Origin of the sequence: Gardnerella piotii (genome assembly GCF_003397585.1) — a bacterium.
Taxonomy (GTDB): Bacteria; Actinomycetota; Actinomycetes; order Actinomycetales; family Bifidobacteriaceae; genus Bifidobacterium; species Bifidobacterium piotii.
The window spans coordinates 1182224-1203876 of the sequence record NZ_QJUV01000001.1 but is presented as its reverse complement, the minus strand read 5'-3'; the positions used below and the strand labels follow the sequence as shown (position 1 = coordinate 1203876).

The following is a 21653-nucleotide window of genomic DNA, read 5'->3' as shown; positions in this document are numbered from 1 at the left end:
GAGTTTTCGGAAGAACGGCGAGGATTCGTAAGATTCTTGCTTATTAGAACCGACGGGGTTGGCCCGCATAGCCAAACACGAGAGGCTGCAAGAGTTGCATAAGCATTTTTGCAGCAAGCGAGGTGGTACCGCGGCAGTAACTGTCGTCCTCGCAGGGAAATATTCACCCTGTTGAGCGAGGAGAGCACAGTGAGCGAATCCACTAGTCCAGCCGCAAACGCATCCGAAAATACGTCTACAAATAACGTATATCCAAAGGCAAGTGTTTCTGTATCAACGCAAGAAAACGCTGGAGCGCAAGTTGCACCAAATCCTTCCTTCCCAAAGCTTGAAGAGTCCGTTCTTCAATATTGGGATGCAAATAACACTTTCCGCAAGTCAATCGAATACCGCCCGTCTGGCAAGGGTAGCCAAAACGAGTTCGTGTTCTTCGACGGCCCTCCATTCGCAAACGGTCTTCCTCACTACGGTCACCTTCTTACAGGTTATGCAAAAGACGTTGTTCCGCGCTATCAAACCATGCGCGGACGCAAAGTAAACCGCGTTTTTGGTTGGGATACTCACGGACTTCCAGCAGAGTTGGAAGCGCAGAAGGAACTTGGCATTGAGTCGGTTGATCAAATCGAAAAAATGGGCATCGCAAAGTTCAATGATGCTTGCCGTGCCAGCGTTTTGAAGTACACAAATGAGTGGCAAAACTACGTGCATCGTCAGGCTCGCTGGGTTGATTTCGAGCGCGGCTACAAAACGCTGAATATTCCATACATGGAATCCGTAATGTGGGCGTTTAAGCAGCTTTACGATAAGGGCTTGGCTTACAAGGGCTACCGCGTTCTTCCGTACTGCCCAAAGGACCAGACTCCTCTTAGCGCTCACGAGCTTCGCATGGATGCGGATGTGTACCAAAACCGCCAGGATACAACTGTTTCCGTCGCCGTTAAGCTTCGCGACGAAGACGACGCTTACGCAGTATTCTGGACCACCACTCCTTGGACAGTTCCAACAAACTTCGCAATCGTAGTTGGCGCAGACATTGACTACGTGGAAGTTCGTCCAACTGAAGGCAAGTTTGCAGGCAAAAAGTTCTACATTGGCAAGCCTTTGCTTGGATCTTACACTAAGGAACTTGGCGAAAACTACGAGGTTGTGCGCGAACTTAAGGGCGCTGAAATGGCAGGCTGGCGTTACTACCCAGTGTTCCCATACTTTGCTGGCGAATCTGCGCTCGCCGAAGGTGGTACTCCTGGTCCTAATGCTTTTACGATTTTTACAGCAGATTATGTTGACACTGCAGAAGGTACTGGCCTTGTTCACCAAGCTCCTTACGGCGAGGACGATATGAACACGCTTAACGCGCACGAAATTCGCAGCGTTGACGTGCTTGACGCAGGATGCAAGTTTACAAGTGATTGCCCAGATTACGAAGGCTTGTACGTTTTCGATGCCAACTTGCCAATTTTGCGCAACTTGCGTGCAGGAGACGGCCCGCTTGCTCAAATGCCAGAAGATCAGCGCGCATTGCTGTTCCAAGAAAAAAGCTACGTGCACAGCTATCCTCATTGCTGGCGTTGCGCAACTCCGCTTATTTACAAGCCTGTTTCTAGCTGGTTTGTTTCTGTTACAAAGATTAAGAAGCGTTTGCTTGAGCTTAATCAAGAGATTAATTGGATTCCTGGAAACGTTAAAGACGGCCAGTTCGGCAAGTGGCTTTCTAACGCTCGTGATTGGTCGATTAGCCGTAACCGCTTCTGGGGCTCGCCAATCCCAGTGTGGGTGAGTGACGATCCAAAGTATCCGCGCGTAGACGTGTATGGTTCGTTGGATGAGCTTAAGGCTGATTTTGGCGACTATCCTCGCGACGACGATGGCAATGTTAATATGCATCGCCCGTATATCGATCGCCTTACTCGACCAAACCCAGACGATCCTACTGGAAAGTCGCAAATGCACCGCATTACGGACGTTCTCGATTGCTGGTTTGAGTCTGGTTCTATGCCTTTTGCACAGTTCCATTATCCTTTTGAAAATAAGGACTTCTTCGAAGAGCACTTCCCATGCGATTACATCGTTGAATACATTGGTCAGACTCGTGGATGGTTCTACACACTTCACATTATGGCTACGGCTCTATTTGATCGCCCAGCTTTTAAGAACGTGATTTGCCACGGCATTGTGCTTGGTTCCGACGGTCAGAAGATGAGTAAGCATTTGCGCAACTACCCAGATGTTAATGGCGTTTTCAACGAATACGGTTCGGACGCAATGCGCTGGTTCCTCATGTCTTCGCCAATTTTGCGCGGCGGCAATTTGATTGTGACTGCAGACGGCATTAGGGATACGGTTCGTCAGGTTATGCTTCCAGTTTGGAGCTCTTACTACTTCTTCACTTTGTATGCTAACGCTGCAAATGGTGGTAAGGGCTACGATGCTCGTATGCTTCGCGCAGACGAGGTTGCAGGCCTTTGTAACATGGATCGCTACTTGCTTGCTCGCACGCGTTTGCTTGTTGAGCGCGTAGAAAAGTGCTTGAACGAGTTTGCGATTAGCGATGCTTGCGCGGCAGTTGGCGATTTTATTGACGTGCTTACGAATTGGTATATTCGCGGCAGCCGTGACCGATTCTGGAATGAAGACGAGACTGCTTTCAACATGCTTTACACTGTGTTGGAAGTGTTTATGCGCACGATTTCCCCTCTTGCTCCTATGGAAGCGGAGGCTGTGTGGCGTGGTCTTACTGGCGGCGAATCCGTGCATTTGGCTGATTGGCCTTATTTGGTTGAGCCGCAAATGCTTTCAGATGGCGAGAAGAACCCTAAGGCTGGCGAAGTCACTGAGCTTGGTGCTGTTCTTGCTCACGATGATGCTTTGGTTGCTGCTATGGATAAGGTTCGCGAGGTTGTTTCTTCTACGCTTTCGTTGCGTAAGGCAGAACAGTTGCGCGTGCGTCAGCCGTTGGCAAACTTGACTGTTGTTGCAGAAAATACTGCTGCTGTAGAGCCTTACGAGCAGGTGCTTGAGCGCGAGCTTAACGTTAAGAATGTTACATTCTGCACTTTGGAAGATGCAGGCGACCACGGTTTGAAGATTGTTCACGAGCTTAAGGTGAATGCGCGCGCAGCTGGTCCTCGTTTGGGTAAGCAGGTGCAATTTGCTATTAAGGCTTCGAAGAGTGGTGATTGGCGTGTTGACGGCTCTGGTGTTCCTGTTGTTAATACTCCAAATGGCGAAGTTGCGCTTGAACAAGGCGAATATGAGCTTGTAAATCGCGTTGAGTCTTCGGATGCTCAAGTGGCTGCAAATACTGCTTCTGCTGCAATGCCAACTGGCGGTTTCGTTATGCTTGACACTGCTTTGACTAGCGATTTGCTTGCGGAAGGTTACGCTCGCGACGCTATTCGTGCTGTTCAAGATGCTCGCAAGGAGAACGGTTTAGATATTAGCGATAGAATCTCTTTGACTTTGAGCGTGCCAGCTGTGGACGTTGCTAAAGTTAATCAGTTCCGTGACTTGATTGCGGAAGAAACTTTGGCTACAAGCTTAGAAGTTACAGAGGCTGATCCTAGTGCAACCGAGCTTAGCGTAAGTCTTAAGCGTGCGTAAAAGCTAAGTATTGTATAGTGTGCCTTCGCGTTATGTAGTTAGCGCGGAGGCAATTTTATTTTGGATATATAAGCAATTAGGCGTTTATTTGTTTTGTGGCGTGCGTTTTGTTGGTCTTCGGATTTCGCCTAAGTGTAGGCGAAATCGGGGTCGCGCTTGCGTGGAAAGCGCATTGGCTTTCCACTTTGAGCAAGCGCTATCGCATCAATTTGCTTTTTCATGCTACGCTCAAGTGAAAAAGCAAGGTGATGCGACACTCCGATTTCCATACCTTCCTATAGATTCGTTATAACAACAGTACAAATTTACTCATGTTTGTATTTGTCAGTTTTATAAGAAAACATGCAACACTTTGGGCATAAATTCGCCATTGCATTAGTGGGGACGCTCCATATGTGCGCAGCGCAGTGGGCATTGGTAAACCCGTGGTACTTAGCTACTAGGTTTATCTCTGCCACTGCTTGCGTTTCACTAAGAATTTCTACACGCGCAATCTTATTGACTCCGTTTTGTAAAGCTTATGTTTGTGCTAAAAAGTAACATAATAAGAGTCTATTAGGAGGTTTTTATGACTTCATGCGCTCCGATTGGTGTGTTTGACTCAGGTCTTGGTGGTATTTCTGTAGTTCGTCAACTTCACGCATCTATGCCTAACGAGCGCATTGTTTATTTTGGCGATTCTGCAAACGCGCCTTATGGCATAAAAACTCCTCAAGAAGTTCGAGATCTTAGTTTTAAGATTGTTGAGCATTTTGCAAGTCTTAATGTTAAAGCTGTTGTAATTGCTTGCAATACCGCCACTTCTGCTGCTGTAAAAGATTTGCGCGCACATTACAATATGCCGATTATTGGCATGGAGCCTGCTCTTAAGCTTGCTTGCGATTTGGGTGGCGGCAAGCCTCAGCGCGTAATCGTTGCAGCTACGCCTTTAACTCTTAGAGAACGCAAGTTTGCAGAACTTATGAATCGTTTTACGCAAAATCACAAGATTTTTTCTAGGCCTTGCCCCGATTTGGTAGAAATTGTGGAAAATGGCGATTTAGGCAATAAAAATATTGTTATGAGTGCTTTGCACAAGTATTTTGATTCTTACGATTTAACGAATATTGATTCAGTTGTTTTAGGATGCACTCATTTTGTGTTTTATAAAAGCTACTTCCGTGAGTTTTTGCCTGATTGCGTGAATATTGTAGACGGTAATGATGGCACTATTCATCATCTTAAAAGCGTTTTAGAATCTAAGGATCTGCTTGCGCCGAGCGAAAATAGTGGAAGTGTTCTGCTTACTAATTCCGATTCAAGTAATCGTATTGCTAAGCTATCGCAATCGTTGCTTAATGGTGATTTCTGATTGAAAATTAAATTGCGTCTTATTACTTGCGTCTTATTACTTGCGACTTAAGCAAATATGGCATTTCCGTATTTGCCTAAAATAAGCAATACAAGAGCAAAAATCCAAAGCAAATCTACAATTAAATCGTAATTTAGTCGGTAGTAAGCACTTAAAATCTTATTTTTTAATCCAATCTCTTGCACGCTAAATGTTGCGTGTGTAAGTGACATAAATTGCACAGTTGTGCAAAACATTAAAACAAGGCACCATGGGCAAAGAATTTGTATAACAAACATAGATTGCGTAAACAGCCAATAAGCGTACAAGAGTGCGCCTAATCCGCCAATCCAGCTAAAAGTTGCTAGCCATTTTGGAAGTTTTACTTTTGCTATTCCAACTACAGCAATCGTTACGAAAACGCTTTCTGCTGCAATTCCAAAGAAAGCATTAGGGAAGCTTAGTTCTCCAAATCTTATGAATTCCGCTTGCCAAGATTGCGCCACTTTAGAGCATGAAACAACGGTGTTTACATCGCATCCAAGCGCCTTGTGCGGTGCGCGTGCAAGAGCTAAAGTCTCGGAAGAAAGTATTAGCGATGTTAAAAGTGCAATTGCGGATGAAATAAGCATAATCATGTAAACCCAAGCGGCAGAGTGTCGCCAAGAATTCATGCGATTATTGTGGCTACCCATAAACACTCCTCAAAGCGCTAATGTATTTAGATATTGTTTAGACTTAAAACGTTACATGCCACAGTTTACGATAATTATATGACTGTAATAGGTAGTAGTGCGAATAACGATTTTAATTTGGATTCTAAATCGCAAGATTTAGGGTGGGATTTGCATTGTCATACTTTATATTCCGATGGCACTAAAACTCCAAAAGAATTAGTAGATGAAGCTAAAAATCTTGGTCTTAGTGGAGTAGCTATTAGCGATCACGATACTACTGCTGGTTGGCATGATTTTGAAGAAGCTGCTAAAAACGCTGATTTTCCAGTTATTTTTGGATCAGAGATAACAGCTGTAGAGGGAAATATATCGGTTCACATGCTTGCTTATAACTACAATCCAAACGACGAGTGCATTAATGAAATGTTTGCAACTACAAGAAAACGCAGATTGGAACGCACGCGCAAAATGGTTGACCTTATGTCGCACGACTTTCCGATTACTTGGCAAGATGTTCTTGCACAAGCAGGGCAAGGTGCGCTAACTACGATTGGTCGCCCGCATATTGCAGACGCTCTTGTTGCTGCAGGCGTTTTTGAAACAAGGTCGCAAGCTTTTGCAGGTCCTGTTGCTCCACGCGGCCCATACTACATTCCAACGCCATCTCCAAGTGTTGATGAGGTTATTAAAGTTATTAAACACGCTGGGGGAGTAAGCGTTATTGCGCATCCTGCGGATTATAGTAGGAATCTTGTTATTCTTTCGGATTCTCAAATAGAACACTATGCAAGCGTTGGTCTTAACGGTTTAGAAGTATATCATCGTGGCAACTCTTTAACGCAAAGACAAAGACTATTGGAGTTAGCGAAAGACTTGAATTTGCTTGTTACTGGTGGATCCGATTGGCATGGCAGTGGCAAGCCAAATAAAATCGGAGAAGAAACAACAAGTTGCAATGTTGTTTCTAAAATCCTAAATTACCAGATGAATTAAAATTGTGCTGTTAAAACGTTATAAACGTGTTAAGTGTTCTAGCAGTGTTCAGCAGTGTTCTAGCGCTGTTAAAACGCATTAAAACCAACAGTATGAGTTGGAGTATCTCCTATAATCGCATATGCAAAAGAGTCTGCCATAATAAAAATTTTTCGATTATTTTTATCTGTAAGATTAATTGCTTTTGCGTTTTTAATAGCGCTTTCAATAATGTTTTGTATATCTTGCTCGCTTTGGTCGCTTTCAAAGCTAATAGTGTCTTTTACGTGCTTAACGCCAATTGTTACCTTCATTTTTATTCCTTAATTGTTTTCGCTGTTTTCGGTATTATTTTCTAGTTTGTTTTTTGCGTCTTTAATAGCAAGTTCTGCATCTTTTAGCATTGGAATAATAATCGTTGCTGGCTTATCTAAATCTTCATTTTTATTGCCATTACTATTATTGCCATTACCATCGTTGCTATTTATATTGACATTTTCAACAATATTGGTACTGTCTACACTTTCGCCGCTATTTGCACTTTCTACACTATTATTTGCATTAGCTTTATCTGCAAAATCATTATTGCTATCGCTAACTTCGTTCGTTGCATTGTTATTCACATCGTTAGTTTTGTTAACGCTGCTTATAACTTGCGTTTCTAAGCCGTCTGCAATAGTGGCGGTTTTAGTGGCAGCTTCAGTGGAATTAGTGTTGTCGTTTATAGTTATAGTTTGTTCGTATGTATTATCTTTATAGTCTTTTTGATCTTCTTGCTTGAGTGTTACAACAGTTTTTTCGTTAGTAGCATCCGAAGATATAGTATCGTCTTTAACAACATCATCTTTAATAGAATTATCTTTAACAATATCGTCTTTAACAATATCTCCTACAGTAAGAGAAGACGCTGGATTTGCGCTATTATTGTTTTGATTTGCGCTGGCTGCTCTAGAATTATTTATGCGAGTAAGCTCGTGAGCAAGACGTTCCACTTGCGCTTTGAATCTCATTATTCCAGTTGTATCTGCGCGTTGCAAAGCTTGAATAAAGTCTCCAACTTGCTCCATTTGCAGCCAAAGATTTGCTCGAAGCATAATCATGCTATCTAACCTAGACCCAAGCATTCTTCCATATGCACTTAGCAAAGCGTTTCTATGCTGCTCGTTAAGCTTTGCAAAAATCCACGCTAAATCGCGAGCAGGATCGTTGATTTGCATGCTTTGCCAATTGGTTATAGCTGTAATAGTAGACCCAGAAAATAGAAAATCACCATCTTTGAATCCGCCGTGAACTGGGCAAGTGTCGAATGACCACAATCCATCAGTTTCTAAAACTCTAGACCAATTATCTGTTATTTCTGTAGGAATATGGCCTGCTTGGCGCAATCTTTTAATCCAAGATGTTAATTGCGTGCGAATTTGACCAGTAGTAAAAGAAGGATAATCGCTTTTAGTTAAAAATGACGGACTTAGTCTATGAATCGCGCCTATTGCAGTTCCAGCGTTTACACAATCATCTGTTGTAAGAAGACTTAGTTCTCTTGCATTTCCGTTTAGATGATTACAAATAAGCACTGTTGGATTGTTAAAATCAGCTTCTCCTATTGAGTCAAAATGTAATTCGTTTTGATTTTGACTATTAGTGGAATCTTGTTGATTTGCTTGGTTCTGTTGGTTAGTTTGATTTGCCTTATTTGAAAGCGACCCAGGAACAAACTTAAGCATTTCTTCGTGAGCAAATCCAAGAGCTGCAAGCCCCTTAGTTTTTTGCAATACCCATGCTGCTCGCGCCCTATCGTGCAAACGTTTTTGACCTTTAGCGTTAGAGCTAACAAAAATGTCGTAAAGTCTGCCCGAAACGTCTTGAATAACAGCGTGAGATATGCCAGCAGCGGCATCGGTGGCGTTTGCCTGCTCGCTTTGGCGCGTTCCGGCGAATTGTACTTCTGGCATGACCGATGAGGCCAGCGCTACCAACTTGAATCTGCTTATCTGTGTCACAGTTCAACATTAATACAAAGCAACGAGATATAGCTAAATAGCCTTTAACCACATTAGCGTTTTATGCTTTTATTTTTCTTTAATTGTTGTAACAATAGAATTATGATTTCTACTCAAGAGTCTTTAGAAAGCAAAAAGCGCGAATCTAACGAAAATCATGGTAAAGATTATGCGCAATCTTTGCTAGAAGGTTTAGATGATTCTCAACGCAAAGCAGCAATGGCGTTACAAGGACCAGTGCGCATTACTGCATGCGCTGGAGCAGGTAAGACTCGCACTATTACACGAAGAATCGCGTATGCGTGTGCAAAAGGAGAGTGGGACGAAAATCGCGTTTTAGCTGTTACTTTTTCCGTAAAAGCTGCTAAAGAAATGCAAAATCGCCTTAAAAAATTAGGCGTAAATAATGCAACTGTTGCAACTTTTCATTCTGCAGCTTTACAGCATTTAAGACGAGTTTGGAATGACGTTTGCGAAGCTCCTTTTCCAAATATAATGGATGATCCAAAAAGCGTTACTGAGCAAGCGTTAATCCACTACACAGATTTTGCAGATATGACTTCTGCACAAATACGAGATATTATTGCAGAAATCAACTGGGCAAAGGTTAGTCTTATTGCTCCAGATGATTACGCGCGCGCATATTCTTGCGTTAGTCGAGATCTTCCTGCAGCTCTAGACGTTAATCAATTTGTTGAAGCATATAAAGCTTACGAGTTAGAAAAAAACACAAGGAATCTTATTGATTTTAACGATTTGCTACTTCTTGCATGCCATGTTTTGCGCACTTTTCCTAAAGCATGTGAGAAAATACGTAGCAAAATCGGCTGGGTTACTGTTGACGAGTATCAGGATGTTTCTCCTCTTCAACATGAGCTTCTTAAATGTTGGCTTGGCAATAATCGAAATATTTGCGTTGTTGGAGATCCTGCGCAAACGATTTATTCTTTTGCAGGAGCAAGCAGCTACGATTTACTTGAATTTCCTAACGAGTTTGCGCCGCTTTGTGCAGATATTAGTCTAAATACGGATTACAGATCTACGGAACGTATTGTAGGGCTTGCTAATCGGGTTCTTTCTAAGTCTGCTTTTAGATGTGATTATTTAAGACTCGTGTCAAAAAATAAGGGTGGCGCTCGCGTTACTAAAACTGTTTACAACACGGATTACGACGAAGCTGTTGATGTTGCTCAACGAATTTATAATGCTGTTAAATCAGGTAAAGCGTGTCCTACGGATTTTGCTATTCTAACTCGCACTAATGCTCAACAGAATATATTTTGCAAAACTTTGGGTGATTTAGGAATACATTTTTCTGTTAGAAAAGATGCTGGTTTGCAGATTGATGTTTTAGAAAACAATTTTGAAGATTCAAACGCTAGCGATTTGAGTGATTTAGAAAAATACGTTGAAAGTGGCGATGCAAAAGACATTGACTTTGCAAAAGAAAGCGAAAGCGAGCGCGAAAAAGTAGATTTAATCAAAAAATCTTTACTTCCTGTAACGATTTCTACGATTCACGCATCTAAAGGCTTGGAATTTAAGCACGTGTTTTTAATCGGCTGCAGCGAAGGACTACTTCCATTTGGAAGCGTTAATAGAACTCAAGATACAGACGAAGAAGAGCGCAGACTTATGTATGTTGCAATAACGCGCGCGGAAGCAACCTTGCACATGTCTTATGCAATTTGCAAAGACTACGGCAATGGAATGCAAAGGTCTGTAAGCCACTTTTTAGAATAAATGCATTTATGCAATTGTTCTAACGTAAATCGCTTATAAATTAGTTTATGACTTTATTCGTCGCTTTTGTGCTGATTAGAGTCTTCGCCAGAGTCTGTACCAGAATCTTCGCCAGAGTTCGCATTGGAATCTTGGTTTGAGTCTTGCTCGTCGTTTTGGCTGTCACTATCGCTAGATGCCAATAATTTACTTAATTCGTCGTCCCAATTAACGTCTTTAAGTTTTTGCTCTAAATCGTCACTGTTCTTAAAATCTTCTAAATCAAGCATATTCTTGCTTAATTCTTCTAGATTTGCGTTTTCTAAATCATTGCTATCTGTTTGTTCAGATTCTTTTTTATTTGTATTATCGCTGTTTTGACTATTCGTATTGTTTTGACTATTAGTGTTGTTTTCGTTATTTTTATTTACTTTATTAGTATCGTCTTTATTGTCTTTATTATCTTCTTTATCTTTATTATCCTTAGTATCTTCTTTATCTTCGCTAAAATCTGGTAATTCTGGCAAAAGATCTGGGTGATTCCACATAGCATCGCGTTCCTCAATGCCTTTTTCGTTTGTAATTGCATCCCACATTGATGCAGCTTCGCGCATTGCTCTAGGACGCAACTTTAATCCAGTTAAAGCTTGGAAAGTCATTTCGGAAGGGCCACCCGCAGCGCGTTCTCGCCTAGTCATCTCTCTAAGCTGCTCAATGTGTGGAATGTGTGCCATTCCAGCACGCCAAATAACGCAATCCACCCAACCTTCACTAAGCGCAAGAAGTGTTTCTAGCCCTTTTAATGCTTGTTTTTGGCCTTCTGTATCGTTTCGAGCAATATTACATAAGTCAACAGCTCCCGAAATAGACTCTGGGTTCATTCCTTCAATATCTCTAAGCTGTTCTTCCATAGCGCTTAAGTCGATAGAAATTCCAGCTGCATACTTTATTATTAGTGCTTCAAAACGAGGCATAAGCCAAGGTGCAGATGCAAACAATCGTGCGTGAGCAAGCTCTCGCAATGCTAGATAATTCATAACTTCGCTAATGTCTAATCCCCACTTTTTTGCGTAATCTATGCAATTGTAAGGAACAAGACCGCCTGCAGGGTTTTTAAGAAGTGAAATACCTTGATCAAAGCTTCCGCGAATCTCTTGAGATAAATTTCCAGCAGCATATCCTAATTGCATTGCAAAAGACGTGTTAGCAAGAAGGCTCATCATTTGTTCTGGCTTTTTTACGCCATCTGGCATAGGTATTGGCATAACGCCGTCGTATAATCCTTCTACTTCTAAGTCTTGGTCTTCTCCAAATTTTTCGGCAATAACATCCGAAAAAGCGTTACTAACCGATTTGGCAACAGGATTTGCAAACTTAATCCACGAATCTATAGTTCCATTAACCCAGTCTTCTCTTGAAAGAACATCGGGGGTTCCAGATACTGGATTTAGATTGCAATTCGCGTCTAGCCATAAGTTTGCTTCACTTAGCGCTCTTCTTGTTGCATCTGCAACTTGTGCGTTTACTGTACCGCCGTCTCCAGTTGCTTTTTGGCAAGCAAGCAATTGAGCAAGTCTTTTATTGATTGGACCTTCTTTAAGTGTTTCCGTCATCTCAAAAGGCGTGTTTAAGCCGCCATTAGCAAAGGCACTCATTAACGAATGAACTTCTTCTGGAGATGGAAGGCCTCCGTTTGAACATCTTGTAAGAATGTCATCGCGAACTTCAAAAGGAAGATTTTCAAAGTTAGACCAAGCTCTTTCTCCTTCTTCGGGGCCAAAGCAGCTAACAAGCCATTGGTGAATTTCTTCTTCGCTCATATTCAATCCTTATGAAGTTTGTACCTAAGTTAAATATATTTGCGTATATTTTATGTTTGTTTACATAGTCTTTAACTATACAGTTTTAACCACGTATAAAAGATTCTACTCGATACATGGTGATTTTTGCTAATAAATTAATAATGTGTATAACTTTTTCAAATTTTTTCAAAAACCGCATCTTGTGAGGGTTTTTAGAGTGTAGGTTATGCACATTTACATATACTATTAATTTTATGCCTAATAAGATGCCTAATAGTATGCCTAATAAGATTACGTACATGTTTAATAAAATCAATAAAAATATATTCACTACTCTTAAAAATACTGTTGGGGATCTTGTTGAATATTTTTCCGCTAAGTCATTTAGATATTTTGTTGGGTTATTTATTGTAGTTATGTCGATTATCGCGCTTTTTCTACCAAGTGCATATGTTGTGGAAGAACCTGGGCCAACTCAAGATGTTCTAGGAAAGTCTTTTGGAAAATATGTGATTAATGTTAAAAATAGCGCTGTTAAGAATACTGACTATAAATCTTCGTCAAAAAGTGGAAAGCTTCTTTTAGTAACAGTAAATACGTCTGGAATACCAGGATACGAGATTCCAAATATATATGCGATTGCATCTTGGTTCGATTCTAAAAAGCAAGTTTTACCTAGAGAAGTTCTTGTTCCAGTAAATCAAAACGCAAGCGATTATAAGAAAGAAACAACAATGCAAATGCGCTCTTCGCAGTCTTCTGCTCAAGTTTCTGCTCTAAAATATGCTAGTAGCAAACTTGGTGTAGATGTTAAAAATGTAAAAATTAAGTTGCATATAGACGATATTGGTGGACCTTCTGCAGGCATGATGTACGCTTTGGGTATTTTGAACAAGCTTACAAACACAGATTTGGCTGGTGGGAAAATAATCGCTGGAACGGGAACCATTGATAACTCTGGGAAAGTTGGTCCAATTGGCGGTATTCGATTAAAGATGATATCTGCAAAAAGAGATGGAGCTAAATGGTTTTTGGCGCCAAACAGCAATTGCAATGAAGTTGTTGGGAATATTCCGCAAGGCTTAAAAGTTGTAAGCGTAAAAACTTTGGACGACGCATACAAAGCGTTAGCAAAAATAAAGGCTGTGAAGAATCTAGATTCTTTAAGAACTTGTAAAGCGGAAAGTGGGCGATGAGGGACTCGAACCCCCGACATCCACCGTGTAAAGGTGGCGCTCTAGCCAGCTGAGCTAATCGCCCGCTTGAAACAAGATACAGTATGGTGTGTACTAGAAACGTTGATTTGTGTTTTAGGCGTGTTTTGCGCATATATCATTTGCGTGTCTTGCGTGTTTTTTGTTTATGCGTCTTAACAATCGCGTAAAGTGTATTGAATACGAATCTGTTCAGGAGGTCTATTGTTTATGGCGAGTAAACCTGATACCGCGCGTAATTCTTCGGGTATTGAGCGTGTAGGTAAGCGCAAGAAGGGTTACAGCGTAGAGCAAGTTAATGATTTTCTTGAGCGTGCTCATTCTTTGTATGAATCTAGCGACATTAGTCTTACTCAAAAAGATATTCAAGACGTATCTTTCGATTTAGAAGATGAAGGATATGCTATTCCTCAAGTAGATGCTGCTCTTTCTAGATTAGAGCGTGCAGTTGTAGATAAGACTACGCAGTACGAGATTTCTAATCGCGGCAAGATTGTTTGGAAGGCACAAGCAGACGAAGAATATAGAGTTTTGCTTTCTCATTCCCAGCGCGATTATAAAATGCGCTTTGATTCCGCGCAATCGCGTAAGCCTTCTTACGATAAAAAACAAGTAGACAATGTTGTAAATAAGTCGCTAGATAAGATTGCTGTTCTTCTTGGATATAATCCAGTTTGGGGAAGCAGTTTAAGCGATTTAGACAAAATTGACGCAATGTTTGTTTCTAATGTTCTGTTTACTCAACGTTCTGGAAAACGAGGATATGACGAGCGTCAAGTGGACTATTATCTAAATGCTTGCGTTCGCTTATTAAGCAGACTTGAGTCTTATGATCGAGTTGCTAAGTATACAGACTTCGATCCTAGTGATTCTGTTGATTCTGCTAATTTTGGCGTTTCTGCTAAGTCTAATAATGATTTACAAGAAAATGTTGTTTCTAAAACATCTTCTGCGCCTAGTGTTGTTGAACCTAGTGTTGTTGAACCTGCGGCAGCTCCAGCTCCATCTCCATTAATGCCTCCAGCAATTCCTCCATCTATTCCTGTTGAGCATCATGCGCAGAAGGCGATTTTTACTCCTCACTCTGCGAGTGTTGAAGCTAGTGACGATACAGACGACGAAATGTCGCAAGCGTCTACTGTTATGCCTCCAGCATTCCCTCCGTCTTATGCTCCTAATGCTGCTTCCAACAATTTTGCTACTAACAATAATGATTTTGGAAAAGTTAAAGATGCAGAAAAGAAGGAAGATAGCGCGAATGTTGTTAGTGCGAATGCTGATGGTGTAAATAATGCAAATGCTAACAATGCAAGTAATAGCAATGCAAATGATTCTAAATCCATTGGAGATTTGAATCTTTCGCTTCTTGCTTCGCCTAAGTTCGAGCCTTCGCAAAGTCTTAATTTAGATATTCCAGATCTTTCGTTCCCTGTTATGAACCATTTTGACACTTCGGTTGAAGATTCTTCTCGCGAAGCAAATAATGATTCAGATGATTTTGACGATACTGGCGAATCTAATTTTGGCGGATTTGTAAACCCAAATCATAATTAATAATCTATTTTTCACTTAGATTTAGGGATTATACAAGCTAAGAGTTATTGATTAATGCCGTTATATAACGATGAAGCTGTTGTTCTTAAGACTTTTCCTCTTGGGGAAGCTGATCGAGTTATTGTTATGCTCACTAAAAAGCATGGCAAGGTTCGAGCTGTTGCAAAAGGTGTAAGGCGGTTAAAATCTAGATTTGGTGGGCGCTTAGAGCCATTTATGCGTGTTAATGCACTTTTTGCAACTGGCAAAACTTTTGATGTTATTTCTCAAGCGGTTTTAGTTTCGCCTTATGCTGGTAGCATTTGTGCGGATTACAATCTGTATAGTTGTGCTAGCATGATTGCAGAGATTGCGGACGATTTAGTCTCGTCTTGCGCACAATATTCGGATTCTTGCTCACAATACAATCTTCTTATAGCTGCTTTGTCTGCTCTTTCTAAAAGTTTGCATAGTGCTGAATCAATCGCGCTTTCGTACGTTTTAAGAGCATTGCAATTAGCTGGATGGTCTCCTAGGTTAAATGAGTGCGTTATTTGTTCAACACGCAATGATTTAGACTATTTCTCGGCAGCTAGTGGTGGAGTTATGTGCTCTAAAGATCATGCTTTAGAGTCTATTAAGTGCAATGATTTAGCGCGTTTTCAAATGATTTCATTAATTAATGGTGATTGGCAAAATTTAGACGGAACAAGTATAGACGATTTAACATCTAAATGCGTTGAACAATGGTGTGAATATTGGTTAGAAAAGCCTATTAGATCTATGCGTTTAAGTGAAAAAAATTCTAATTCGCTGTATTTTGATTAGAGTTTCTATTATCTTAATGAGCGATTTTGTTAATTTTATGTTTGAATTTTATAAAATTTGTCCTCGCTGTCTGATGCAATATGAATGATATCAGGCACGGGTGCTCTTTTAAGAGCTGAGAAGATTACTGTCTAACCGTTTAACGTGAATCGGGTAATGCCGACGTACGGAGTTTTCTGCAGGGTCGCCTTTGTTTGATTGGTTAAAGATGAAAGGAGACCCTAATGGGTACATCTGTTGAAGAAGAGACCGTGCGTCCATCCTTGCGTTGGAACGTAGCCGATGTTACGCTCACGGTTGTTATTGCTGTAGCTTCTGGTATTATCTTCTGGGGCATCGGCTTGATTAGTGAGCCTATTTCTGCTGCTCTTAAGCTTATTCCAGTTCCAGGCGTTAGCGCATTGTACTATGGTTTGTTCTACTTCGCTGGTCCTTTAGCTGCTATTATGGTTCGCAAGCCAGGCGCTGCACTATTCGGCGAGTTTATTGCTGCAATGGTTGAGTTGACTGTTGGTAGCCACTGGGGCGGTATTGGTACCGTTCTTCCTGGTTTTGTTCAGGGCTTGTTCGCTGAGTTTGCATTCTTGTTTGTTATGTATCGCAAGTGGAACGTTGGTTTGACTGCACTTTCTGGCGCGTTAGCTGGTTTGGGTGGAATCGTTTCAACCTATCCGTTCTACTACGCAGGTGTTCCAATCTTCGGCGCATTCATGATGATTCACACACTTTGCAGCATGATTTCTGGTGCTGTAATTGGTGGTGTAGTTATGTGGTACTTGTACAAGGGTATTGCTGCTACTGGCGCATTGAGCCGTTTTGCTTCTGGCAAAGAAGTACGCGCTTAAGTCTTAACTTTTGCTAGTAAGATTTGATTTGTGGGCGGGGAATTACCTCGCCCACTTTTGTAAAGTCGCAAATAAAAGTGGCAAATAAAGTCGCAAGTTAGCAGCGCGCAAAAGTCGCAAATAAAAGTCAAAATAAAATCACAAATCACTATAAAACAAAGGAGTTAATATGCTAAGAGTACGTCTTGAATATGTGCATCCATGGACGAATCACGCAGGTATGTATCTTGCAAGAAAGCGCGGATTGTACGCACAATACGGATTAGATGTAGAGTTTACAAGCACAGATACGGAGCGCGGAGATGTTCCAGCATGCTTGGAGCGCGGAGAAGTAGACATAGCTCTTGTTCGCTTAAATCAGCTTTTGGCTCATCAAAATGGTGCAAATAAGCTAACGTCATTTGCTGTAATGAATCAATCGCAAATTGGTGGAATCATAACAAATAAGAACACGGGTATTACGCGATTCAAAGATCTAGAAGGAAAGCGCGTAGTAATCCCTATGGGTGTTAAGCGCTTATACACAGAGCTTCAGCAGGCGGTTGCTGCCGACGGAGGCGATTTTAGCAAGCTGATTACAATTGATCCAGGCCCATGGGAGCCAGACATTCGAGCAGTAGAGCGCGGAATGTGCGACGCTTTTATTAACGTAGCTTGGTGGGAGCCATACCAGGGTTCGCTTCCATTTGACCAAGTTGTTGTTCTTCCATTCGATTCTATTGGCGTAGCGCCTCATCATTCTTACTATGTTTGCGCTCGCCAAGAGATGATTGAGCGAAATCCGCAATTAATACGCAACTTTGCAAGCGCAACAGTTAAGGGCTATGAACTTGCAGGAAAAGACCCGCAGGCTGGCGTTGATGCTTTGCAAAATGCGCTTTGCCATATTAGCCCAGAGGCTTTGCGCGCCTCGCTAGACGAAGTGATTCCGTCTTGGTACGACAAGAATGGTCGTTGGGGTACAGCAGACATGGCTTTGGTGGAAAACTACACTCGTTGGATGGGTGAAAATGGCCACTTAAGTGTGCCTCTTGATTGCGCGCTAAAGAGCCTAGAAAGCGGATGTGTAACAAACGAGTATTTGCCAGAATAGTCGGCCAGCATGTGCTTGAATCGCAAGCATAATAACGATTGCAAACGCAATTACAATCGCAAATAAATATCACAATTCAATGAACCTGTGGCAATAATTGGAGCGAATATGGAAAACGAAAGCAACGACCCTCAGCTAGATATTGTTGCTCAAAGATGGGCAAATGTTGATTTAGATGAGGCAAATATTGTGTGTTCTCTTTTAGAGGATCCGCTAGAAGCTGATTGCGTTTTAAGTCATAGTTTGCGTCCAATGGCTGCAGGTTCATTGATTCGTGTGCATTACAAAGATGATTCGTCAAAGAAATCGCAAAGTTTGGACGTTTATATTAAAAGATGCAGCACAAAAGTTAGGCAAGCAAGCACAATTAGGCCGTATCATCGTTTTGCGGAGCATCTTTTACAAGACAAAATAAGCACGCCAAAGTACTTGTATTTTAACAAAAATAGCGAGTTTTTAGGTTTAGAAAAGAATGCTTCTGGCGATACTTGTGACGATACTTCTGGCAATATTTACGTAGACGGCACTCTTCTTGTAATAGGTGATTGCGCTTACGAAGTGACTTTAAAAGCTGGCGGAGAAGATAGATACAAAGACGCGTACACTTGGGATCCGCCTAAAACGTGTGAAGAAGCCAAAAATCTTGGAGTAATGATGGCAAAAATCGCCTTAGCTTCGCAAAGTTTTGACGAGCCAAATCCTAAGGAAATCAACGCTTTTCAATCAAGATTTAGTCTTTGTGCAAGCGAAGATGTGCAAAAAGCTGCAGAAGTTTGGTTGGAAAATAGACCTGATTTAGCGAAATTCTTAAAAGAGCAGAATCGTGATTTTGTAAAAGATTTAAGTGAATTTGCTCCAACATGCAAAAAAATTTACGATTTGGGGTATGCGAATCTAAAAAAGCAGTGGACTCATGGAGATCCGCATATATCTAATTTTATGTGGGAAGGTAGCGCTCCAAGTGCAGTGTTTGATTTTGGAATGGCGTATAAAAACACAGCAATCTACGATTTGGCAATGACTTTAGAACGCAACACAATTCAATGGGTAGATATTGCGAATGGCAAAAAAGATTCATTTAGAACGGACTTAGTTAAGTCAATTTTGCAAGGATATGCTAGCGTTCGATCATTAACAGATGTTGAAAAAGAGCTGCTTCCGCTTGTTTTATCTGTAAGTCAAATCGAGCAATGCGTAGAATTTGTAGACTATTACTTAAAGTCAAATGGATCTTACGATTTTAAGATTTGGGGCTACGATACTGGATTCTTAGAGCATGCTAGATGGTACAAATCTTGCTTTGGGAAAAGATATTTGAATTATTTATTGGAAGCTTTACAAGAACTATAGCGGATTTTAGTGTGCTTTATAGCGGACTTTTTAGTTGATTTTTTACTTGATTTTGCATGCTTTTATTTAGCTTTGCAAAACGCTTTAGCTATTCGTTCAATGGGGTTGTTAGATTTTAACTATGAGTTTTGAAAACGTTGACTACACTTCGTTAAATATTCCAGCGGCTCCATTTAGTGATCCTAGCCGTGTGCCAGATTTTCCTAAAGGTAAAGTTCCTCGCCATGTAGGCGTGATTATGGACGGCAATGGCAGATGGGCCAAAGAGCGCGGAATGATTCGCACAGAAGGGCATAAAGCGGCGGAACCAGTGGTTTTTGACACTATTGCAGGAGCAATAGAAGCAGGTGTTCGCTACTTAAGCTTGTACACGTTTTCTACCGAAAATTGGAAAAGATCTCCTCAAGAAGTGCATTTTTTGATGGGATTTTCTAGAGATATTATTCACCGCAGAGTTGCGCAAATGAATGAGTGGGGAGTGCGCGTGCGCTGGGCTGGAAGACGGCCGAAATTGTGGAAGTCTGTTATTGACGAGTTGGAAAAAGCTCAAGAGATTACAAAAAATAACACTACGATTGATGTTGTTTTTTGCTTAAATTATGGTGGTCGCGCGGAAATCGCAGACGCTTGCGCAGCAATTGCTAGGGAAGTTAAAAGCGGCAAAATTAAGGGCGATCGCATTAGTGAGAAGATGATTGCAGAACATTTGTATAATCCAGATATTCCAGATTGCGATCTTGTGATTCGCACTTCGGGAGAGCAGCGCACTAGCAACTTTTTGCCTTGGCAAGCGTCTTATGCGGAGCTTGATTTTGTGCCAGAACTTTTCCCAGATTATGGTCGCGAAGCGCTGTGGAGGTCAATCGACCGTTATGCGCATCGCGACCGCAGATTTGGTGGCGTAAAAACCGCTTAAACTTATCTGTTAGTAGAATTAATTTATTAGTCGCAAGCTAGCCATGCGCAAGCTGCAACAACAGCTGATTCAAGTCCACGATTTAGAGTTGGTTGCAAATCTGGAGCAAAAGCTGGATTGTGGTTTCCTGGAGCATTTTTCATGTCTTCAAATCCACCTAATCCCCAGTATGCGTAAGGTGTATTGAAAGCGTTCGCGACTATAGAAAAATCTTCTGAAGCAGAAGCGCGCGAAATATTTACAGAGTCTTCTCCAAAGTATTCATCAAAAGCTTTACGCACGCGCAAAGATGAATTCTGATCATTATTCGTAAGCGGATAGCGGTCATAGTATGTAAATTCTGGTTTCTTAGGACATCTTGCAAGCTCGCACTCTCCGCGCACAATTCGCTCAATGGCAGAGTGAACAAATTTTTGAGTATCTTCGCTGTATGTTCTAGTATTAATCAAAAGTTCCGCATCGTCTGGAATAATGTTTGACTTGCTTCCAGCGTTTATTGCGCCGACTGTAACTATTGCGTAATCTTTAGCTGCAAGTTCGCGAGACACAATCGTTTGCAATTTAAGCACAATTGACGAAGCAACAATCACTGGGTCAACACTCAACTCAGGCATAGAACCATGTGAACCTTTACCAAAAATGTGCACACGAATCGAAGCTGCAGTAGTTAAGAACGCGCCCGATCGAATACCAACTGTTCCTGCAGGAATAGCGCCCAACACATGCTGACCAAGGTAAACGTCAGGCTTTGGAATAATGCGTGTAATGCCATTTTCCACCAAGCTTTTTGCGCCTTGAGCTGTTTCTTCTCCAGGCTGAAAAACACCAATGTACGTTCCTCTCCAAGCATCTTTATGCTTGTTAAAAGCCTTCAATGCACCAAGTAGGCTGGAAATATGAAAATCGTGACCGCAAGCGTGTGAAACTCCGACCGTTTTGCCATTTTCGTCTTGCGTGCTAACTGTTGAATTGTAATCTTTTCCTGAATTTTCTTTAATTGGAAGCGCATCGATATCCGCTCTCATAGCAACAACAGGACCTTCGCCGTTTTTAATCTCTGCCACAACGCCTGTTTTGCCAACTCGCTTTGTTTCAATCCCAGCTTTGCTAAGAATATCAATAATTGTTTGAGCTGTATGATCTTCTTTCATTGACAGTTCAGGATGTTGATGAAAGTATTTGTATTGTCTTTCTCGTTCTGCTTGGGTTTCATATAAATCGGATAATATTTTCTGAACTGCCGTAAGTTGCAGCATAAATTCCTGCTTTCTTTTGTTTTGTTATAACTTTGTTGAGTTTTGAGATTATTTGATTTTAGTTTTATTTTTCTTTATTTCGTTCTTCAAGAATCTTGTCTACAAGAGCAGCTTTTGCGTCTATTTGGCCGCTAAAACCAGGACGAATGTCTAGTTTTAATATAACGCCTGTGCGGTAGCCTTTTTCAACAAGAACCATAGTTGCATCTTTTACAACGCGCATAACGTCGTCGAATTCACCTTCGATGTTTGTAAACATTGCGTTTGTTTCGTTTTTTAATCCAGAATCACGAATCACTTTAACGCAATCTGCTACGTATTCGCTAAGTTCTTCGCCAACTCCGCTAGGAGCAATGCATAATGCTGCAACTGTGTTAGTTTTGTGGGAATTTTTGTTATTGCAAGTATCGCAAGTCTTGTTATCGTTAGTCTTTTCAACATTGTTTTCGCTCATTTTAGATCCTTTCAAAATGCAAATGTGTGTTCAAAATTATGCTTACACTTTATTGTATTCG

17 protein-coding genes, 1 tRNA gene and 1 riboswitch are annotated in these 21653 nt (G+C 41.3%); of the genes, 11 read left to right on the top strand and 7 right to left on the bottom strand.

Annotated elements, in window-relative coordinates; genetic code table 11:
• Positions 1-189 precede the first annotated feature (189 nt).
• Together ileS and murI are read left to right on the top strand one after the other, a co-directional pair.
• Positions 190-3600, top strand: coding sequence for a mupirocin-resistant isoleucine--tRNA ligase (gene ileS, locus D0T20_RS05240; protein WP_116438609.1), 3411 nt, complete (start codon positions 190-192; stop codon positions 3598-3600).
• 568 nt (positions 3601-4168) lie between these two features.
• The gene (gene murI, locus D0T20_RS05235; RefSeq protein WP_004130381.1) at positions 4169-4951 is read left to right on the top strand and encodes a glutamate racemase; all 783 of its coding nucleotides are present in this window, start codon (positions 4169-4171) and stop codon (positions 4949-4951) included.
• A gap of 47 nt (positions 4952-4998) precedes the next feature.
• Here the strand turns inward: murI and D0T20_RS05230 are convergent, their stop codons facing one another.
• Entirely contained in the window at positions 4999-5625 is a 627-nt protein-coding gene (locus tag D0T20_RS05230; RefSeq protein ID WP_240320597.1) for a vitamin K epoxide reductase family protein, read from the bottom strand.
• Positions 5626-5703: 78 nt separating this feature from the next.
• On the opposite strand from D0T20_RS05230, the gene D0T20_RS05225 reads away from it, so the two are divergent.
• Positions 5704-6600 (top strand): PHP domain-containing protein, encoded by an 897-nt coding sequence (locus D0T20_RS05225; RefSeq protein ID WP_116438607.1) that lies wholly within the window; start codon positions 5704-5706, stop codon positions 6598-6600.
• A 68-nt stretch (positions 6601-6668) separates the two neighbouring features.
• Here the strand turns inward: D0T20_RS05225 and D0T20_RS05220 are convergent, their stop codons facing one another.
• Complete coding sequence (locus D0T20_RS05220) at positions 6669-6893, bottom strand: DUF3107 domain-containing protein (RefSeq protein WP_018616133.1); 225 nt, start codon at positions 6891-6893, stop codon at positions 6669-6671.
• 9 nt (positions 6894-6902) lie between these two features.
• Positions 6903-8531: a phosphotransferase gene (locus tag D0T20_RS05215; RefSeq protein ID WP_116438605.1), complete on the bottom strand. Its 1629-nt coding sequence runs from the start codon at positions 8529-8531 to the stop codon at positions 6903-6905.
• Positions 8532-8681: 150 nt separating this feature from the next.
• On the opposite strand from D0T20_RS05215, the gene D0T20_RS05210 reads away from it, so the two are divergent.
• The gene (locus tag D0T20_RS05210; RefSeq protein ID WP_116438603.1) at positions 8682-10322 is read left to right on the top strand and encodes an ATP-dependent helicase; all 1641 of its coding nucleotides are present in this window, start codon (positions 8682-8684) and stop codon (positions 10320-10322) included.
• A 53-nt stretch (positions 10323-10375) separates the two neighbouring features.
• Here D0T20_RS05210 and D0T20_RS05205 read toward each other — a convergent pair whose 3' ends face one another.
• Positions 10376-12121, bottom strand: coding sequence for a zinc-dependent metalloprotease (locus D0T20_RS05205; RefSeq protein WP_116438601.1), 1746 nt, complete (start codon positions 12119-12121; stop codon positions 10376-10378).
• A 260-nt stretch (positions 12122-12381) separates the two neighbouring features.
• Here D0T20_RS05205 and D0T20_RS05200 point away from each other — a divergent pair, with 260 nt between their 5' ends.
• Complete coding sequence (locus D0T20_RS05200) at positions 12382-13299, top strand: S16 family serine protease (protein WP_409256833.1); 918 nt, start codon at positions 12382-12384, stop codon at positions 13297-13299.
• Here D0T20_RS05200 and D0T20_RS05195 read toward each other — a convergent pair.
• Positions 13290-13363, bottom strand: a tRNA-Val gene (locus tag D0T20_RS05195). The two genes, D0T20_RS05200 and D0T20_RS05195, sit on opposite strands and share 10 nt — an antisense overlap.
• Before the next feature lie 164 nt (positions 13364-13527).
• Between D0T20_RS05195 and D0T20_RS05190 the strand changes: the two genes are divergently transcribed.
• The 6 genes from D0T20_RS05190 (at position 13528) to D0T20_RS05165 (ending at position 19882) form a co-directional block, all read left to right on the top strand.
• Complete coding sequence (locus D0T20_RS05190; RefSeq protein WP_116438599.1) at positions 13528-14871, top strand: DivIVA domain-containing protein; 1344 nt, start codon at positions 13528-13530, stop codon at positions 14869-14871.
• A gap of 54 nt (positions 14872-14925) precedes the next feature.
• Positions 14926-15678 (top strand): DNA repair protein RecO, encoded by a 753-nt coding sequence (gene recO / locus D0T20_RS05185; protein ID WP_020973338.1) that lies wholly within the window; start codon positions 14926-14928, stop codon positions 15676-15678.
• Positions 15679-15764: 86 nt separating this feature from the next.
• Positions 15765-15866, top strand: a riboswitch (TPP riboswitch).
• Positions 15867-15902: 36 nt separating this feature from the next.
• Positions 15903-16523: an ECF transporter S component gene (locus tag D0T20_RS05180; RefSeq protein ID WP_004130359.1), complete on the top strand. Its 621-nt coding sequence runs from the start codon at positions 15903-15905 to the stop codon at positions 16521-16523.
• 169 nt (positions 16524-16692) lie between these two features.
• The gene (locus D0T20_RS05175; protein WP_004122192.1) at positions 16693-17616 is read left to right on the top strand and encodes an ABC transporter substrate-binding protein; all 924 of its coding nucleotides are present in this window, start codon (positions 16693-16695) and stop codon (positions 17614-17616) included.
• Positions 17617-17724: 108 nt separating this feature from the next.
• Positions 17725-18966: a phosphotransferase enzyme family protein gene (locus tag D0T20_RS05170; RefSeq protein ID WP_116438597.1), complete on the top strand. Its 1242-nt coding sequence runs from the start codon at positions 17725-17727 to the stop codon at positions 18964-18966.
• Between the two features lie 121 nt (positions 18967-19087).
• On the top strand, positions 19088-19882 hold the full coding sequence (locus tag D0T20_RS05165; RefSeq protein WP_016635710.1) for an isoprenyl transferase: 795 nt from the start codon (positions 19088-19090) through the stop codon (positions 19880-19882).
• 26 nt (positions 19883-19908) lie between these two features.
• Here the strand turns inward: D0T20_RS05165 and D0T20_RS05160 are convergent, their stop codons facing one another.
• Both D0T20_RS05160 and D0T20_RS05155 read right to left on the bottom strand, forming a co-directional pair.
• Entirely contained in the window at positions 19909-21138 is a 1230-nt protein-coding gene (locus D0T20_RS05160; RefSeq protein ID WP_016787373.1) for a M20 family metallopeptidase, read from the bottom strand.
• Positions 21139-21202: 64 nt separating this feature from the next.
• On the bottom strand, positions 21203-21592 hold the full coding sequence (locus D0T20_RS05155) for an MTH1187 family thiamine-binding protein (RefSeq protein ID WP_016635708.1): 390 nt from the start codon (positions 21590-21592) through the stop codon (positions 21203-21205).
• Between the last annotated feature and the right edge of the window lie 61 nt (positions 21593-21653).

Bases quoted from the DNA above. Each gene is read 5' to 3' on its own strand.
- murI (WP_004130381.1), top strand. From the start codon at position 4,169: ATGACTTCATGCGCTCCGATTGGTGTGTTTGACTCAGGTCTTGGTGGT.
- D0T20_RS05230 (WP_240320597.1), bottom strand. From the start codon at position 5,625: ATGGGTAGCCACAATAATCGCATGAATTCTTGGCGACACTCTGCCGCT.
- D0T20_RS05225 (WP_116438607.1), top strand. From the start codon at position 5,704: ATGACTGTAATAGGTAGTAGTGCGAATAACGATTTTAATTTGGATTCT.
- D0T20_RS05220 (WP_018616133.1), bottom strand. From the start codon at position 6,893: ATGAAGGTAACAATTGGCGTTAAGCACGTAAAAGACACTATTAGCTTT.
- D0T20_RS05215 (WP_116438605.1), bottom strand. From the start codon at position 8,531: ATGCCAGAAGTACAATTCGCCGGAACGCGCCAAAGCGAGCAGGCAAAC.
- D0T20_RS05210 (WP_116438603.1), top strand. From the start codon at position 8,682: ATGATTTCTACTCAAGAGTCTTTAGAAAGCAAAAAGCGCGAATCTAAC.
- D0T20_RS05205 (WP_116438601.1), bottom strand. From the start codon at position 12,121: ATGAGCGAAGAAGAAATTCACCAATGGCTTGTTAGCTGCTTTGGCCCC.
- D0T20_RS05200 (WP_409256833.1), top strand. From the start codon at position 12,382: ATGCCTAATAAGATTACGTACATGTTTAATAAAATCAATAAAAATATA.
- D0T20_RS05190 (WP_116438599.1), top strand. From the start codon at position 13,528: ATGGCGAGTAAACCTGATACCGCGCGTAATTCTTCGGGTATTGAGCGT.
- recO (WP_020973338.1), top strand. From the start codon at position 14,926: ATGCCGTTATATAACGATGAAGCTGTTGTTCTTAAGACTTTTCCTCTT.
- D0T20_RS05180 (WP_004130359.1), top strand. From the start codon at position 15,903: ATGGGTACATCTGTTGAAGAAGAGACCGTGCGTCCATCCTTGCGTTGG.
- D0T20_RS05175 (WP_004122192.1), top strand. From the start codon at position 16,693: ATGCTAAGAGTACGTCTTGAATATGTGCATCCATGGACGAATCACGCA.
- D0T20_RS05170 (WP_116438597.1), top strand. From the start codon at position 17,725: ATGGAAAACGAAAGCAACGACCCTCAGCTAGATATTGTTGCTCAAAGA.
- D0T20_RS05165 (WP_016635710.1), top strand. From the start codon at position 19,088: ATGAGTTTTGAAAACGTTGACTACACTTCGTTAAATATTCCAGCGGCT.
- D0T20_RS05160 (WP_016787373.1), bottom strand. From the start codon at position 21,138: ATGCTGCAACTTACGGCAGTTCAGAAAATATTATCCGATTTATATGAA.
- D0T20_RS05155 (WP_016635708.1), bottom strand. From the start codon at position 21,592: ATGAGCGAAAACAATGTTGAAAAGACTAACGATAACAAGACTTGCGAT.